Annotated in this window: 7 protein-coding genes; 3 read left to right on the forward strand and 4 right to left on the reverse strand. The window is 42.6% G+C overall.

Annotated elements, in window-relative coordinates; translation table 11 throughout:
* Positions 1-162: 162 nt before the first annotated feature.
* The 3 genes from INE92_RS24470 to rsmA all read right to left on the reverse strand — a co-directional run bounded on the left by INE92_RS24470 (position 163) and on the right by rsmA (position 4,304).
* Positions 163-2,016, reverse strand: coding sequence for a DUF349 domain-containing protein (locus INE92_RS24470; RefSeq protein WP_195436689.1), 1,854 nt, complete (start codon positions 2,014-2,016; stop codon positions 163-165).
* Between the two features lie 85 nt (positions 2,017-2,101).
* Complete coding sequence (gene mgtE, locus INE92_RS24475; protein WP_004312092.1) at positions 2,102-3,442, reverse strand: magnesium transporter; 1,341 nt, start codon at positions 3,440-3,442, stop codon at positions 2,102-2,104.
* A 61-nt stretch (positions 3,443-3,503) separates the two neighbouring features.
* Positions 3,504-4,304, reverse strand: a complete 801-nt coding sequence (rsmA, locus tag INE92_RS24480; protein WP_004312093.1) for a 16S rRNA (adenine(1518)-N(6)/adenine(1519)-N(6))-dimethyltransferase RsmA — start codon at positions 4,302-4,304, stop codon at positions 3,504-3,506.
* Between the two features lie 116 nt (positions 4,305-4,420).
* On the opposite strand from rsmA, the gene INE92_RS24485 reads away from it, so the two are divergent.
* Both INE92_RS24485 and INE92_RS24490 read left to right on the forward strand, forming a co-directional pair.
* A complete protein-coding gene (locus INE92_RS24485) occupies positions 4,421-5,407 on the forward strand; it encodes a lysylphosphatidylglycerol synthase transmembrane domain-containing protein (protein ID WP_004315816.1) in 987 nt (328 codons plus the stop codon).
* Between the two features lie 121 nt (positions 5,408-5,528).
* The gene (locus tag INE92_RS24490) at positions 5,529-6,986 is read left to right on the forward strand and encodes an aminoacyl-histidine dipeptidase (RefSeq protein ID WP_008642083.1); all 1,458 of its coding nucleotides are present in this window, start codon (positions 5,529-5,531) and stop codon (positions 6,984-6,986) included.
* A gap of 749 nt (positions 6,987-7,735) precedes the next feature.
* On the opposite strand, the gene INE92_RS24495 is transcribed toward INE92_RS24490, so the two are convergent.
* Positions 7,736-9,403 carry an ISL3 family transposase gene (locus INE92_RS24495; protein WP_203462761.1) on the reverse strand — a complete coding sequence of 556 codons (1,668 nt, stop codon included), beginning with the start codon at positions 9,401-9,403 and terminating at the stop codon, positions 7,736-7,738.
* Between the two features lie 459 nt (positions 9,404-9,862).
* Here INE92_RS24495 and INE92_RS24500 point away from each other — a divergent pair, with 459 nt between their 5' ends.
* Positions 9,863-15,607 carry an alpha-2-macroglobulin family protein gene (locus INE92_RS24500; protein ID WP_015532351.1) on the forward strand — a complete coding sequence of 1,915 codons (5,745 nt, stop codon included), beginning with the start codon at positions 9,863-9,865 and terminating at the stop codon, positions 15,605-15,607.
* The last annotated feature ends 84 nt before the right edge of the window (positions 15,608-15,691 follow it).

Genomic DNA, 15,691 nt, shown 5'->3' on the forward strand with positions numbered 1-15,691 from the left:
ATAGTCCGAAAAACGCTAATCTTATGAAAAGCCGTGAAGTTGATTGATAAAGAATAAATCCTTAAACTGGCTGTCGTCTTGTTTAGTAGAAAAGAAAAACAGGTTTTATAGCTCAAGTGAGTATAAAACCTGTTTCTAATTTTTCTAAATCGGGCAGAACTCTTATTCTTCTGCTTTTATTGATTCATCGATTACTTTGATCTTTTGTAATACCAGTTCCAAGTCTGCTTTCAACTTATCTACCTTGCGGTTCAATTCAGTCAACAGGCTGCTGCCTTTCTTAGAAGTAGAAGTCAGGAAGCCCAGATTGTTCTCATAAGTCTGAAGCTCATTCTTCATATTCTCATAAGTACGTACCAGCTTTTCGCGTTCTCTGTACAGAGATTGAGTACCGCTTCCCTGGATATTGCTGATATTCGAACGGAAGTTACTTAACTTCTTGTTGGAAGCATTGATGTTAAAGCGGTCGAATAGCTGATCGATGATTCCGTGATACTGCTTGTATAACTTATCTTTTTCTTTGAACGGCACATGACCGATAGAGTTCCACTCTTTCATTAAATCCCGAACCAAGGTACTTGCTTCTTCGGTATCCATGCTTTCATCAATAGCGGATAACTTCTCGATCAATGCTTTCTTCTTTTCCATATTCTCTGTTTCTACAGAACGTTGTGAAGAAGTAGCTTTGTTCTTTTGTTCGAAGAAGTAGTCGCAAGCTGTGATAAACCGTTTCCAGATAGCATCCGAGTGTTTTTTTGCAACCGGTCCGATGGTCTTCCATTCTTTTTGAAGTTTGGTCAGTGCATCGGCAGTTACTTTCCAGTCTGTACTATCTTTCAAGGCTTCCGCTTTTTCGCAGAGCGCTTTTTTCTTTTCCAGATTCTCGTTCATTCCTTCTTTCAGACTTTTGAAGAATTCTCCTTTCTTCTTGAAGAAATCATCGCAGGCATGGCGGAAACGCTCGAAGATCTTCACATTCATCTTTTGCGGCGCAAAACCGATAGTTTTCCATTTGTTTTGCAGGGCAATCACTTCCTGGGTCTTGTTTTCCCAGGCAGAGAATGTTTTCAGTTCATCATACTCAATCGCTTCAACGATTTCGCAGATGACGGTCTTTTGATCCAAATTATGCTGTTCGGCTTCTTTCAGCGATTCGAAGTGCTGCTGATGGCGGCGGTTGACAGCGGTAGAAGCTGCTTTAAACCGATTCCAGATTTCATCACGCAGTTCTTTGGCTACCGGACCTGTATCGCGGAACTCCTGATGCAACTTCTGAAGTTGGTGGAAAGCGGAAACAACATCTTCCTCGTCAGCCAACTTTTCGGCAGCTTCGCAGAGATGCGTTTTGATTTCCAGATTCTTTTTGAAGTCATATTCGCGGAATTCATTGTTCAGTTTCAATAAATCGTAGAACTTCTCTACATATAATTGATAGTTTTTCCAAAGTTCATTCACTTTACCTTGCGGCACCAGTTTCGTATCATTCCATTGCTGTTGCAGCTTCTTGAACTCCGTATAAGATTTGTTGGCGTCATCTCCGGATTCCACCAATTCTTTCAGTTCTTCAATAATGGAAAGTTTCACTTGCAGGTTTTCTTCCTTTTGGCGTTCCAGCTCGGCAACCTGTTTGCTGCGTTTTTCCTTGATAACCCCCATCAGGCGTTTGAATTCTTCTTCCGTCGGGTCCTCTTCGGCAACAAAATCTTCAATGTTTCCACCGTTGTCTGTAAACTGTACCTTAGCAGCTTCCAACTCGGCATTATGTAACTTGTAGAATGATTGTTTCAGATTGTCAATTTCCTGCTTGTTCGCATTTTCAGCGTCTTGCGCAAGCTCTTTTAGCTGGTTTAGTACATCTTCCTTAGTGGCAGGTTTAGGAGCTGCTTCAGGTTGAACTTCGGCAGTAACATCTTCAGCCGGAATCTCTGTAATAGCTTCAGAAACCTCGACTGTTTTCTTTTCTTCTTCTAATTCCCCTTGGTTCAAGGGTTGATTAGTGTCATGAGCGTCCATCATTGTATATTAGTTTTGGGTCACAAATTAATGAAATAAAACGATTACTTCATACTATTTTGCTTATTTTTTTTTGTTTATCGTGTTTTTATGACAATAAAACGGTTATTCCCATGTACAACATCATTCCGATGATGTCATTTGTAATGGCTATAAACGGACCTGTTGCAATGGCTGGATCGATTTTGAACTTCTCCAATGTCATCGGTACCAGTGTCCCGAAAATAGAAGCGAACATTACCACGGCAAACAGGCTGATGGATACGGAATAGGTGACCGTAGCCGTTGCGCCGAACCTGATAAAGTTGTAGGTGTATACTAATAAGGAGATAATAGTGGCATTAATTAAAGCTACTACCGATTCCTTGGTAATCTGCTTGAAGGTATTTTTAGCGTCCAGCGAGCTGTTTGCCAAACCCTGTACGATGATTGCCGAAGATTGTGTTCCGACATTTCCTCCTGTACCACCGATTAGCGGGATGTACAGTGCCATTTCGGGATGGGCAGCAAAGGTGGAGTCGAAATTACCCAATATCATAGAGTTGCCGATTCCGCCGATCATACCGATTAATAACCAGGGGAGGCGGGCAGTGGTCTGTCTCAATACATTGTCGTCCGTTTCTACGTCCTGCGAAAGACCGGATGCCAACTGGTAGTCACGTTCCGACTGCTCACGGACTTCATCCATGACGTCGTCGACGGTGATTTGTCCCACAAGCCGACCGATACTGTCGACAACGGGGATAGCCACCAAGTCGTACTTCTCAATCGCCTGTACTACCTCGTCAATGGGAGTATCTACGTGTACCGAAATCGGATCTTTCTGCATCACGTGTTTCACTTTGGATACAGAAGGGGAAGTAATCATCTTTTTGAGCGGGAAGATACCTCGCAGACGTTCGTCGTCGTCGATGACATATACATAATAGATTTCGTCCAGCTCTTCCGCCTGTTGCCGCATCTCTTTCAGACATTCGGGCATACTCCAGTTTTCGTTGACGAGTACCATTTCCGTACCCATCAAACCACCGGCGGTATTTTCGTCGTATTTCAACAAGTCGACGATGTCTCCTGCCTGTTCGATGTCCTCGATGTGCGAAAGAACCTCTTCCTGCTTGTCTTCATCGAGTTCACGCATCAGGTCTACGGCATCATCCGTGTCCATGTAGTCAACGAAGCGTTTGGCGATTGTCTCCGAAGGAAGCATTTCGAGCAGCTCTTTACGAGCATCTTCGTCCATTTCGACAAGCACGTCGGCGGCAATTTCGTTATCGAGCAGGCGATAGACGAACTTAGCCTCTTCCGCATTCAGGTCATTGCACAATTCGGCGATGTCGGCCGGATGGAGGTCGATGAGAAGACCTTTTACCTTGTCGGCGTCTTTTTGCTCAATAAGGTGTTTAACGTTGTCAATGTATTCCTCGTTCATCGTTGTCAATTACAAATTACGAATTACAAAATCCAGTTCTCTGCTCACTGTTGCCCGCCAATTATTGGGCGTTGCCGGCTGTCTTTAGTGCTTCTTCCACTTTATTGGTCAGATCGATAAATTCGGCTACCGATAGTTGTTCCGGGCGTTTATTAAATAAGATGTCCTCCGTGAGCGGACAATCTTTGCCTAAAATAGGTTTGATAGAGTTGCGCAATGTTTTCCGTCGCTGGTTGAAGGTCGTTTTCACTACTTGCTTGAACAGTTTTTCGTCGCATCCCAACTCTTTAGTCTCGTTGCGTGTCATACGGATAACAGCACTTTTCACTTTGGGAGGCGGATTGAACACGTGTTCGCTGACAGTGAACAAATATTCCACTTTATACCATGCCTGTATCAATACGCTAAGGATACCGTATGTCTTGCTGCCCGGTCCGGCTGCAATACGTTCGGCTACCTCTTTTTGAATCATTCCCGTGCAACAGGGGACGATATCTTTGTTGTCCAGCATCTTGAAAAAGATTTGGCTGGAAATATTATACGGGTAATTACCAGTCAGTACGAAAGGCTTCCCGTCGAACAACCGGTGAAGATTCATTTTCAAGAAGTCATCCTCAATGATGTGGTCTTCCAGTGACGGATAGGCTTCGCGAAGATAAGCAACCGACTCATAGTCAACTTCTACGACCTTTACCAATCGGTCTTTCTTTACTAGAAACTGGGTCAATACTCCCATACCCGGCCCCACCTCTAAAATAGGCAGTTCGGGGAAGGTATCGACTGTATCGGCAATATCTTGCGCAACTTTCAGATCTTTCAGAAAGTGTTGTCCGAGAAACTTTTTAGGCTTTACTAATTTCATTTACCAACTAAATAATTACTTTTGCAGCTGACAAAGGTAATTCTTTTAAATGAAGAACGTACCACTATTTATTAAAAAATAAATGATGTGTCAGCGAAGCTAATGAAGAATTAAGGATGAAGAAACTATTAAAAAAGACGCTGAAACTGATATTACCGGTTGTTTTAGGCGGCTTTATCTTATTCTGGGTATATCGCGACTTTGATTTTACAAAAGCGGGCGATGTGTTGTTACACGGTACAAATTGGTGGTGGATGCTCTTCTCGTTATTGTTCGGAGTGTTTGCGCAAGTCTTTCGTGGTTGGCGGTGGAGACAAACATTGGAACCGTTGGACGCTTTCCCGAAAAAGAGCGATTGCGTGAATGCTATCTTCATTTCATACGCTGCCAGTCTGGTGGTTCCCCGGATCGGGGAGGTGAGCCGTTGCGGAGTGTTGGCGAAATATGATAATGTCTCGTTTGCCAAGTCGTTGGGAACAGTCGTTACGGAGCGGTTGGTCGATACGTTGACTATTCTCCTCATCACAGGCATCACTGTATTGCTCCAATTACCGATATTCGTCACTTTCCTTCAGCAGACCGGAACGAAAATCCCTTCATTAGTCCACCTTTTGACTTCGGTATGGTTTTATATCATTCTGTTTTGTTTTATTGGTGTGGTGATACTTCTTTATTATTTAAGAAAAACGTTGTTCTTCTATGAACGGGTGAAAGGATTTGTATTGAATATATGGGAAGGAATTATGTCTTTAAAAGGCGTGCGCAACATTCCCCTCTTTATTTTTTATACACTGGCTATTTGGGCTTGTTACTTTCTCCATTTCTATTTTACATTCTATTGCTTTGCCTTTACGGCACATTTGGGTATCCTTGCGGCATTGGTCATGTTTGTTGGCGGCACGTTTGCCGTAATTGTGCCTACCCCTAACGGAGCGGGACCCTGGCATTTTGCCATCATTTCTATGATGATGCTTTATGGAGTAAACGTGACGGATGCCGGAATATTTGCCCTGATTGTACACGGTATTCAAACCTTTTTGGTTGTTTTATTGGGTGTGTACGGCTTGGCTGCTCTGCCGTTCACCAATAGACATCGGGCGTAAATTTTTAGCTAAAAGTGTATATTCTTACATGTTTTTGCCAACCTCCTTTGTCATCTGAAAACTTTTCCATAACTTGGCACTGTTTAATTATCAGATTTAAAATAGTTTTAAAATATTTATTATGAGTACCATTCTTTCTTTAGCTCCACAGAACGTGTGGAAGCATTTTTATTCGTTGACACAGATTCCCCGTCCGTCAGGACACATGGAAAAGATTACAGCATTTCTTTTAGGTTTCGGAAAAGAGCTGGGGCTGGAGTCTTTTGTAGACGAAGCAGGTAATGTGATTATCCGTAAACCTGCCACTCCGGGTATGGAAAACCGGAAAGGTGTGATTCTTCAGGCGCACATGGATATGGTTCCGCAGAAGAACAACGATACTGTACACGATTTTGAAAAAGATCCGATTGAAACTTTTATAGACGGTGACTGGGTAAAAGCAAAAGGCACTACTTTGGGCGCAGACAACGGACTGGGTGTAGCTGCTATTATGGCCGTGTTGGAAGCAAAAGACCTGAAACACGGTCCTTTGGAAGCTCTTATCACGAAAGACGAAGAAACCGGTATGTATGGTGCATTCGGCTTGAAACCGGGTACACTGAACGGAGAGATTCTTTTGAATCTGGATTCGGAAGATGAAGGCGAATTGTATATTGGTTGTGCCGGGGGTATGGATGTAACTGCAACTTTAGAATATAAAGAAGTAGCTCCCGAAGAAGGAGATATCGCAGTGAAAGTTACATTGAAAGGATTACGTGGCGGACATTCGGGATTGGAAATCAATGAAGGACGCGCTAATGCCAATAAGTTGCTGGTTCGTTTCGTTCGTGAAGCGGTTGCCAGCTATGAAGCCCGTTTGGCTAGCTGGGAAGGTGGTAATATGCGTAATGCTATTCCACGTGAAGCACATGCGGTTATTACCATTCCGGCTGAAAATGAAGAAGAGCTATTGGGCTTGGTGAAATACTGCGAAGATCTGTTCAATGAAGAATATTCGGCAATTGAAACACCGATCAGCTTTACGGCTGAACGTGTGGAACTTCCTTCGGGTCAAGTGCCTGAAGAGATTCAGGACAATCTGATTGATGCAATCTTTGCTTGTCAGAACGGTGTGACCCGTATGATTCCTACTGTTCCGGATACGGTAGAGACTTCTTCCAATCTTGCTATTATTACGATTGGTGAAGGAAAAGCAGCCATTAAGATTCTGGCTCGCAGCTCGAGTGATAGCATGAAGGAATATCTGACTACCAGCTTGGAGTCTTGTTTCTCTATGGCAGGTATGAAGGTGGAAATGACTGGTGGATATTCCGGTTGGCAGCCTGATGTTAATTCTCCGATTTTGCATGCGATGAAGGCCTCTTATAAGCAGCAGTTCGGTGTAGAGCCTGCAGTGAAAGTAATCCACGCAGGCTTGGAATGTGGTATTATCGGTGCTATTATTCCGGGATTGGATATGATTTCTTTTGGCCCGACTTTGCGTTCACCGCACTCACCGGACGAAAGAGCTTTGATTCCTACTGTACGGAAGTTCTACGACTTCCTGGTGGCTACTTTAGAACAAACTCCACTGAAATAAGCGTATTCTTTATTATGTAAATATTCTCCTATTATATAATAGGTATTTATAGAGAAGGCACGGATGAGATTTCATCCGTGCCTTTTTGTCATATTTGTTGCAGGCTATATTACAATTTTATTTCATAACAAATAAATTAATTGATGCAAATCAAGAAATATGCTATAAAACATAAATTTCTCTCTTTTTTAGACCAATGTATAAACAAAGACCGTATTTTTGTGTTATAAAACATGTAATTAAGAGGATAACAAAATGAAAAGTTTAAAAAGATTGTTTAGAAAGATCGGCGAAGCCGATGTACATGTTTGGGGATATTCAACAATTAATGCTAAACCAAACAAGTAAGTTTTATTTTTTAGTTTTCAGGAATTAGTAATTTAAAGTTTTAAAGATTATGGCAAAGAAAATGAGTTCTTTAGTTAGAAAAATCCTTAGTGAAGTAGGTCGTAATGAAATGCTTTCATGGGGGTACAGAATTGAGAAATGAGAAAGAGTACATTAACTAGGTTTAGAGTGGGGATACGTTATTAAAGACGATATCCCCACTTTTCTATATAAAAGAGATATAGGGTGAGGCGGGGAATAAAATGAAGGAGCATTTAACTCATGTTTTCACCACAGAGGACACGGAGGACACAGAGGTGAATTTGGTTTATGACTTACGGTTGTGGGCATAATTTTGACGTGTAATCCTCATACTATAAAGTTGAAAAAACGGTTCTTCGTCAAATTTGGTGGTACTTCTTCTATTGTGAATAAAGAATCTTGGCTCTCAGTAGTTTGCTTCCTGCCCTATTGTACATCTGCCTTTTTACCGCTTTAATTTTATTCACTGTCCCCTCCAGTAATCCGTTACTGAAGGGGATATCAATAGCTGCCTGTACTGCCTCCCAGTCTTTTTCAATACCATATGCAAAGTTCGTCAGTGCCATATTCCGTGTTGCCTTCGCTTTTTCAATCCACTTTCTAATATCCTTATCATAAGTGTTCCCATTAATCATATCTCTGAAATTCTGACACACGCTTAAGAGTTCTTTAATCTGTGGTGAGGACTTATATAGTTCCGCTAGTTTAGGATTATCCGATTCTCCCTTTAGAATGTATTTGCGTATCTGATTCTGTGAAACTCTCTGTGTTTTACTTCCGTTTTCAATGCTCTCATTATGCTCCTTGACTTCCTTCCTCTTTTGTTGATACATTTTTCGCAAGCTGGATGTTATCCTTCCAATAAGTGCGCCACTGATTTTACTCCCCATTTTTTGTGCCAATATTTTTCGGGTAATACAGCCCGCACTAATGATTGTAGCCAGTTCGGATACATATTTAAGAGCTGTCTTCTGTTGCTCATTCAAGTATGCCCCTATTCTCCTGTTGTGAATGAGCTTATAAATGTAGCGACTTTTCTTGCCCAAATGCGCGGCTGTCTGCTCAATGGTCATCCCCTGCATTTTTAAGTTCAGGCTTTCCCTGTATATCTTCAATTTTTCTCTGTGTCGGACATCTCCCATGTTAAATATGTCCTGAAGAATTAACGAAGAAGCCGTGTCTCTGTCAGGATATTCGTATTTGAGCTTTTGCTTGGTCTGACGAATCATTTTCTCTATTTCCGGTATCATCGTGTCCGTCATATTCTTGGTTAGATGGAACCGGTCGCAGATTTGTGTAACACCAGGGGTTATTCTGTTTATAGCCTCTGTGAAACATCTTCCACGGTCTCTCGTTATATATTGTATTTGAGGATTCCGGGTGAGCCAGTTATCAAGCGCTTCTCCGTTTCTATCCTCTAACAAAGCAATAGGCATGTGTGTCATCTGGTCTACGACCACACTCATATAATCCTTACCTTTTTTATAGGCAAAATCATCAATACCTACATAAATACTTTTATTATGCATAGGATTATGTTGCCCGCACTGTTGTAGGATGCGTAAGCAGGAAGAGCTACTGGCCGTTATATGGAACAGCTGCAAAAGAGAAGAGGCCTTTCGGGAAGTAAGTTCCAAGCTTATCGATCTGATGCGTTCCTCAACAAGATAGCTCCGTCTACCATACCGACGAGCCAGAAAAGACAACGGTTCGCAGAATATTTTTCGCGGACAAGAAACATTTTCGCAATAATATTTGCCAACCTTTATGACTAACTCCAAAGTATGACCGTAAACTTCAAGATCCTGAATATGACGGGAGTAATAACTGTGTAATCGGTGACTGAAATGTCCGCAATAAGGACAGGAAGCCCCCTTGCCAGCCGTATGTAAAAAGACCGTCAATGAACCAACAGCTTCAGAGATACCATCTTGTTGCAGATTATCGTAGCCAGGACTGAATCTGAAATCATGGAATAATCCCCTATTTGTAGGAGGATTTTCTTTTTTTGATGTATATTTGTACGTTGTAGATATGGCTTGTTGCATTGTAACTCTTAATGATGTGGTGTCTTTAAAGTTACTAAAAAGCAAACATATCTACAACTTTTTATAGGATTAAGAAAGAAGAAGAGGAAAACCATCGAAATAAAAAAGAGATTACCACCAAATTTGACGAAGAACCTTTTTTCAACTTTATAGAGGAAGGATTACGCATCAAAATTAGGGTCACAACCGTAATCATAAACCAAATTCACCTCTGTGCCCTCCGTGTCCTCTGTGGTGAAAACAGTGCAAAAATGAACTATTCAATTAAATAACAAACCGAATAATATTTTTTTATTCTAAAGTGAATCAGCTAATGAGCTAACGTCTATACGATACAGTATAAGGTTGGTAGCTTGATAAAAGTTTTTTTTAAGCTAAAAAGTACAAATCTTTAAACTTTATTTCTTTACTTTGTTATTTATAGAGTGAGACTTATAGCGAACTTAAACTAGAAAGATTATGAAAGTAAAGCAGATTTGTATGATGGTGCTACTATGGTTGGGAGTGATTCCGGCGGTGCAGGCACAGACTTTCGACAAATTATGGAAAGAAGTGGAGCAAGCAGAGAAAAAGAGCTTGCCTAAGACAGTGATAAAACTGACTGATGAGATTTATCAGAAAGGGGAAAAAGAGAAAAACTCTCCGCAGATGCTCAAAGCATACGCGTGGCGGATGAAATACCGGGAAATGTTGAATCCGGATAGTCTTTATGCCGGTCTGAAAGGACTGGAACAGTGGGTGAAACAAACCGACCAACCAATGGACCGTGCTATTTTGCATTCTCTGATAGCCGGAATTTATGCAAATTATGCTGCCAACAATCAATGGCAACTTCGCCAACGGACGGAAATCGTAGGCCAAACGCCTTCTGCGGATATACGCGAGTGGACCGCCAATATGTTTGTAGAGAAAGTGCGGACAAATGTGAAAGAAGCCTTGGCTGACTCTGTGTTACTGCTCAAAACTTCTTCACGCGACTATATCCCTTTCGTAGAATTGGGGAAAACGAGTGAATATTATCACCATGACCTCTATCATCTATTGGCTTCCCGTGGAATTGATGCTCTGTTGCAAGTGGAAAAACTAGGTAGCGGGTATACTGAAACGAACGCCGTAAATCCGGTGAAGCAGGATATAATAGCTATTTACGGAAATATGCTTTCTGCTTATAAAGCAGCCGGATTGAAAGAAGGTTATGTGTTGACCGCACTTAACTATTTGGACTGGAGACGGGGAGCGGAACGGTATATCCGACCTCTCCAAGTAAAGGGAGAGGCTTCGGTATTGACGGATGACACTTACCTGAAAGCATTGAATACATTGAAAAGTAAATATGCTTCGGAACCGATATGTGCTGAAGTGTACCTGGCACAAGCCCGTTATGCTATTGAAAAGCAACAGCAGGTTAATGCATTGCAACTTTGTGATGAGGCGATTCGTCTTTATCCGGGGTATGACAGAATCAATGCTCTGAAAAATCTTCGGGAAGAGATATTGGCTCCTTATTTGAATGTCTATGCAGCAGATCAGGCTTTCCCGAACGAAGAGATAGAACTAAGAGCCTCACATAAGAATCTGGATGGTTTTACCGTCCGGATTTATCAGGCGAAGAAACTGATAAAAGAACAACATTACTCTGTAATTCGTCCGGAAGATTACCGGACACAGGACACGGTGTTTACGTTCAAAGCTCCCGAACTTGGAGCTTACATAATGCGTATCATACCGGATATTCGTGCAAAGAGAGACAGTGAAAGCAAGTTTGACGTAACACGTTTCAAGGTGTTGACTTGTCGTCTGCCGGAAAAACAATATCAAGTGGTGACGTTGGACGGACAGACGGGACATCCTATTTCGAATGCGAAAGTTACGATGTATAGTAACGATGAAAAAGTTTTGCAAGAGTTTACGACGGACAAAGATGGTAAGGTGGTATTTCCCTGGAAATCTGAATACCGCTATTTGAGAGCCTCCAAGGGCACGGATACAGCGATGCCGAAGCAAGGTATCTATGCAGGAAGTTACGGATACTACGGTGACGAAGATAAAGTGGCGGAAAATATGACTTTATTGACTGACCGTTCTTTGTATCGTCCCGGACAAACGGTGTATGTGAAAGGGATTGCCTATTCTCAAAAATCAGATACGGCGGATGTGCTCCCGAACAAGGAATATATGGTGACTTTATTGGATGCGAATAATCAGGAAGTAGGGCAGAAGTCGGTACGCACCAATGAGTTCGGTTCGTTTGCCACTGATTTCGCGTTGCCTTCAGCTTGCCTGAACGGAATGTTCTCGTTGAAGGCAGGAAGAGGCCGTACAAGTATCCGTGTGGAAGATTATAAACGTCCGACATTTGACATCACTTTTGAAAAGCAACAGGGAAGTTACAAGTTGGGAGATGAAGTGCAGGTGAAAGGCAAGATAGAATCTTATAGCGGTGTATTGCTTCAGGATCTTCCGGTAAAATATAAAGTGATGCGTTCTACATACAGCCTTTGGCGGTTTGCGGAATCGGTACAGATTGCTTCCGGTGAAGTGACGGCCAATGAGAACGGAGAATTTACGATACCGGTCCGCCTGCAGGAAAGTGACTCTTATAAGAATGATGATAAAGTATATTATCGCTATTCCATTGAAGCTACTGTTACCAATGTGGCGGGTGAAACACAATCTTCTACGGATGTCATTTCGGCCGGAAATCGTTCGTTGGTTTTGCAGGTGGAATTGCATGATAAGACTTGTAAGGATAAACCATTCGACACGATGTTTAACGTGCAAAACCTGAATGGACAACCTGTGGAAGTGAAAGGAAATTATTACTTGTATCCTGCCAAAGACCAGGATTTCAAACAACTGGAAGAGAAATCGATTGCAACGGGAACTTTTACTTCTAACGAAGAAATAACGCTCGATTGGAAGGATCTTCCTTCGGGCCCTTATGTACTGAAAGCATCGGTGAAAGATAATCAGGGCAAGGAAGTGACTGCTGATACTAACACGATTCTTTTTTCCATTGAGGACAAACGTCCGCCTGTAGAAACGACAGTTTGGTTCTATGGAGAAAATATGGAATTTGATGCGACTCATCCGGCTGTATTCTGCTTCGGTACGTCGAAAAAGGATGCTTATGTGATGATGAATGTATTCTCCGGTGATAAACTGCTGGAAAGTAAGACGTTGAACTTGTCTGATACGATTGTTCGCTTCGAATATCCATATCAGGAGAGTTATGGTGACGGTGTGTTTGTGAATTTCTGTATGGTAAGAGATGGACAGGTTTATCAGGAACATGCCCGGCTGACCAGACGTGTACCGGATAAGACATTGACTATGAAGTGGGAAGTATTCCGCGATAAGTTGCGTCCCGGACAGAAGGAAGAATGGAAACTGACGATTAAAACGCCGCAAGGACAAGCCGCCAATGCGGAGATGCTGGCAACGATGTATGATGCTTCACTGGATAAGATATGGAACCGTCAGCAGAATTTCCAAATCTTCTATAGTCAGATTGTTCCGTATTCTAATTGGATGAGCGGATATTCAGGAAATAATTCATTTAATTACTGGTGGAATACGAAAAGTCTTAAAGTGCCGGGATTGGCGTATGATTATTTCGTGATGTCTTCCGGTGTAGGAAATGTATATGCATTGTCGGAGTCTTTGGCTGATGGAGTGGTGGTTAGAGGTCTGGCGGTTCAGAGAAAGGTGTCGATGACAGGAAGTGTTACAAGCCGGAGCAATGCGGTGGAAGTGAAATATGTACCGGCTTTAGTCTCCGATGCTTCTGAAGATGTGGAATTTGAGTCAGGATGGGGTCAAACGGGAACACTTGGTAAACTTGATGAAACGTCCGGAAACGAAACACTCCCTGAAGCTCCTGCCGACCTGCGTACAAATCTTGCAGAAACGGCCTTCTTCTATCCGCAACTTCGTACCAATGAACAGGGAGAAATCTCGTTCTCTTTCACGATGCCCGAAAGTCTGACGCGTTGGAACTTCCGTGGATATTCTCATACGAAAGGGATGCTGATGGGAACATTGGACGGTGAAGCTACCACGAGTAAGGAATTTATGCTGACTCCTAATCTTCCCCGCTTTGTACGTGTGGGAGATAAGACTTCTCTTACAGCTTCTATCTCTAATATGACTGGTAAGTCGCAAGCCGGAACAGTAACTCTGATTCTTTTCGATCCGATGACGGAGAAAGTAATCAGTACACAAAAACAGAAATTCAGCCTTGTTGCCGGAAAGACGATTGGCGTGAGCTTCCAGTTTACCGTCAGTGATAAATACGAAATATTGGGATGCCGGATGATAGCCGACAGCGGTACTTTCAGCGATGGAGAACAACAGTTGCTTCCGGTGCTTAGCAATAAAGAACATTTGGTAGAGACACTTCCAATGCCTGTACGTGGAGAAGAAACCCGTACTTTCTCACTCGACCGCCTGTTCAACCAACAAAGTAAAACGGCAACCGACCGTAAACTGACTGTCGAGTTTACAGGAAATCCGGCCTGGTATGCTATTCAGGCATTGCCTTCTTTGAGTCTTCCTACAAGCAATAATGCGATCTCCTGGGCTACGGCATATTATGCAAATACCTTGGCTTCGTTCATTATGAACAGTCAGCCGAAGATCAAAGCAGTGTTTGAAAGTTGGAAATTGCAGGGAGGTACGAAAGAAACCTTCTTGAGCAATCTGCAAAAGAATCAGGAAGTGAAGAATATTATTCTGTCCGAATCTCCCTGGGTGCTCGAAGCGCAAACGGAAGAGCAACAGAAAGAACGTATCGCCACTTTGTTTGATTTGAATAATATCCGTAGCAATAATATAGCGGCTTTGACCCGATTACAGGAGTTGCAGAACGCAAACGGTGCATGGTCTTGGTATAAAGGAATGACCGGCAGCCGATATATTACTACCTATATCGCCGAACTGAATGCCCGTCTGGCTATGTTGACAGGTGAGAAATTAACAGGTCCAGCTCTCTCCTTGCAACAAAATGCTTTCACTTACCTTCATCAATCAGCTTTAGACGAATATAAGGAAATCTTGAAAGCACAGAAAGAAGGAGTGAAATTTACCGGTGTTTCGGGTAGTATTCTGCAATATTTGTATCTCATCGCTATTTCCGGAGAGCAGGTGCCTGCTGCCAATAAAGCTGCTTATACCTATTATCTTTCTAAAGTAGGAGAACTGCTTACTTCTCCTTCGATGGATACGAAAGCGATTGCCGCTATTGTACTGGATAAAGCCGGACGCAAGAAAGAAGCACAGGAATTTGTCGCTTCTCTGAAAGAATTCCTGACCAAGACGGATGAACAGGGAATGTTCTTTGCTTTCAACGAGAATCCGTATACATGGGGCGGAATGCAGATGCAGGCTCACGTAGATGTGATGGAAGCATTGGAGGCGATAGGCGGTAACAGCGATACCGTGGAAGAAATGAAACTTTGGCTGTTGAAGCAAAAGCAAACACAACAATGGAACTCTCCGGTAGCTACTGCCGACGCGGTATTTGCATTGCTGATGAAAGGTGTTAACTTGCTCGACAATCAGGGAGATGTACGGATTGTAATTGCTAATGAAGTGCTGGAAACGGTTGCTCCGAGTAAAACAACTGTTCCCGGATTGGGATATATCAAACGTTCTTTCACACAGAAGAGCGTGGTGGATGCCCGTAAGATTGAAGTGGAAAAGAGAAATCCGGGTATCGCCTGGGGAGCTGTATATGCAGAATTTGAATCCCCCATCAGTGATGTGAAACAACAGGGTGGTGAGTTGAATGTAGAGAAACAATTGTATGTGGAACGTATGGTAAATAATGTCCCTCAATTGCAGCCTATAACAGCGAAAACTGTTCTTCAGGTAGGTGATAAAGTCGTTTCCCGTTTGAGCATCCGTGTAGACCGTCCGATGGACTTTGTGCAGTTGAAAGATCAGCGGGGAGCTTGCTTCGAACCGATCGGCAGCATTTCCGGCTATCGTTGGAACAACGGACTGGGCTATTACGTAGACATCAAAGATGCATCGACCAATTTCTTCTTCGATCATTTAGGAAAAGGAGTATATGTATTGGAATATAGTTACCGTGTCAGCCGTGCAGGAACTTACGAAACAGGTCTGGCAACCATGCAATGTGCATACGCACCAGAATATGCTTCACATTCTGCTTCGATGACGGTAGCTGTTAAAGAGTAACGCAGGACATTTGTAAGAGAAATATTCGGGCACGGATTATGCCGATTTTACGGTTCATTAGATAAACTGAAACCGTAAAATAGG

The organism is Bacteroides xylanisolvens (assembly GCF_018289135.1).
GTDB classification, from domain to species: Bacteria; Bacteroidota; Bacteroidia; order Bacteroidales; family Bacteroidaceae; genus Bacteroides; species Bacteroides xylanisolvens.

Excerpts from the sequence above, each read along its gene's own strand:
- INE92_RS24470 (WP_195436689.1), bottom strand. The coding sequence starts at position 2,016 with ATGATGGACGCTCATGACACTAATCAACCCTTGAACCAAGGGGAATTA.
- mgtE (WP_004312092.1), bottom strand. The coding sequence starts at position 3,442 with ATGAACGAGGAATACATTGACAACGTTAAACACCTTATTGAGCAAAAA.
- rsmA (WP_004312093.1), bottom strand. The coding sequence starts at position 4,304 with ATGAAATTAGTAAAGCCTAAAAAGTTTCTCGGACAACACTTTCTGAAA.
- INE92_RS24485 (WP_004315816.1), top strand. The coding sequence starts at position 4,421 with ATGAAGAAACTATTAAAAAAGACGCTGAAACTGATATTACCGGTTGTT.
- INE92_RS24490 (WP_008642083.1), top strand. The coding sequence starts at position 5,529 with ATGAGTACCATTCTTTCTTTAGCTCCACAGAACGTGTGGAAGCATTTT.
- INE92_RS24495 (WP_203462761.1), bottom strand. The coding sequence starts at position 9,403 with ATGCAACAAGCCATATCTACAACGTACAAATATACATCAAAAAAAGAA.
- INE92_RS24500 (WP_015532351.1), top strand. The coding sequence starts at position 9,863 with ATGAAAGTAAAGCAGATTTGTATGATGGTGCTACTATGGTTGGGAGTG.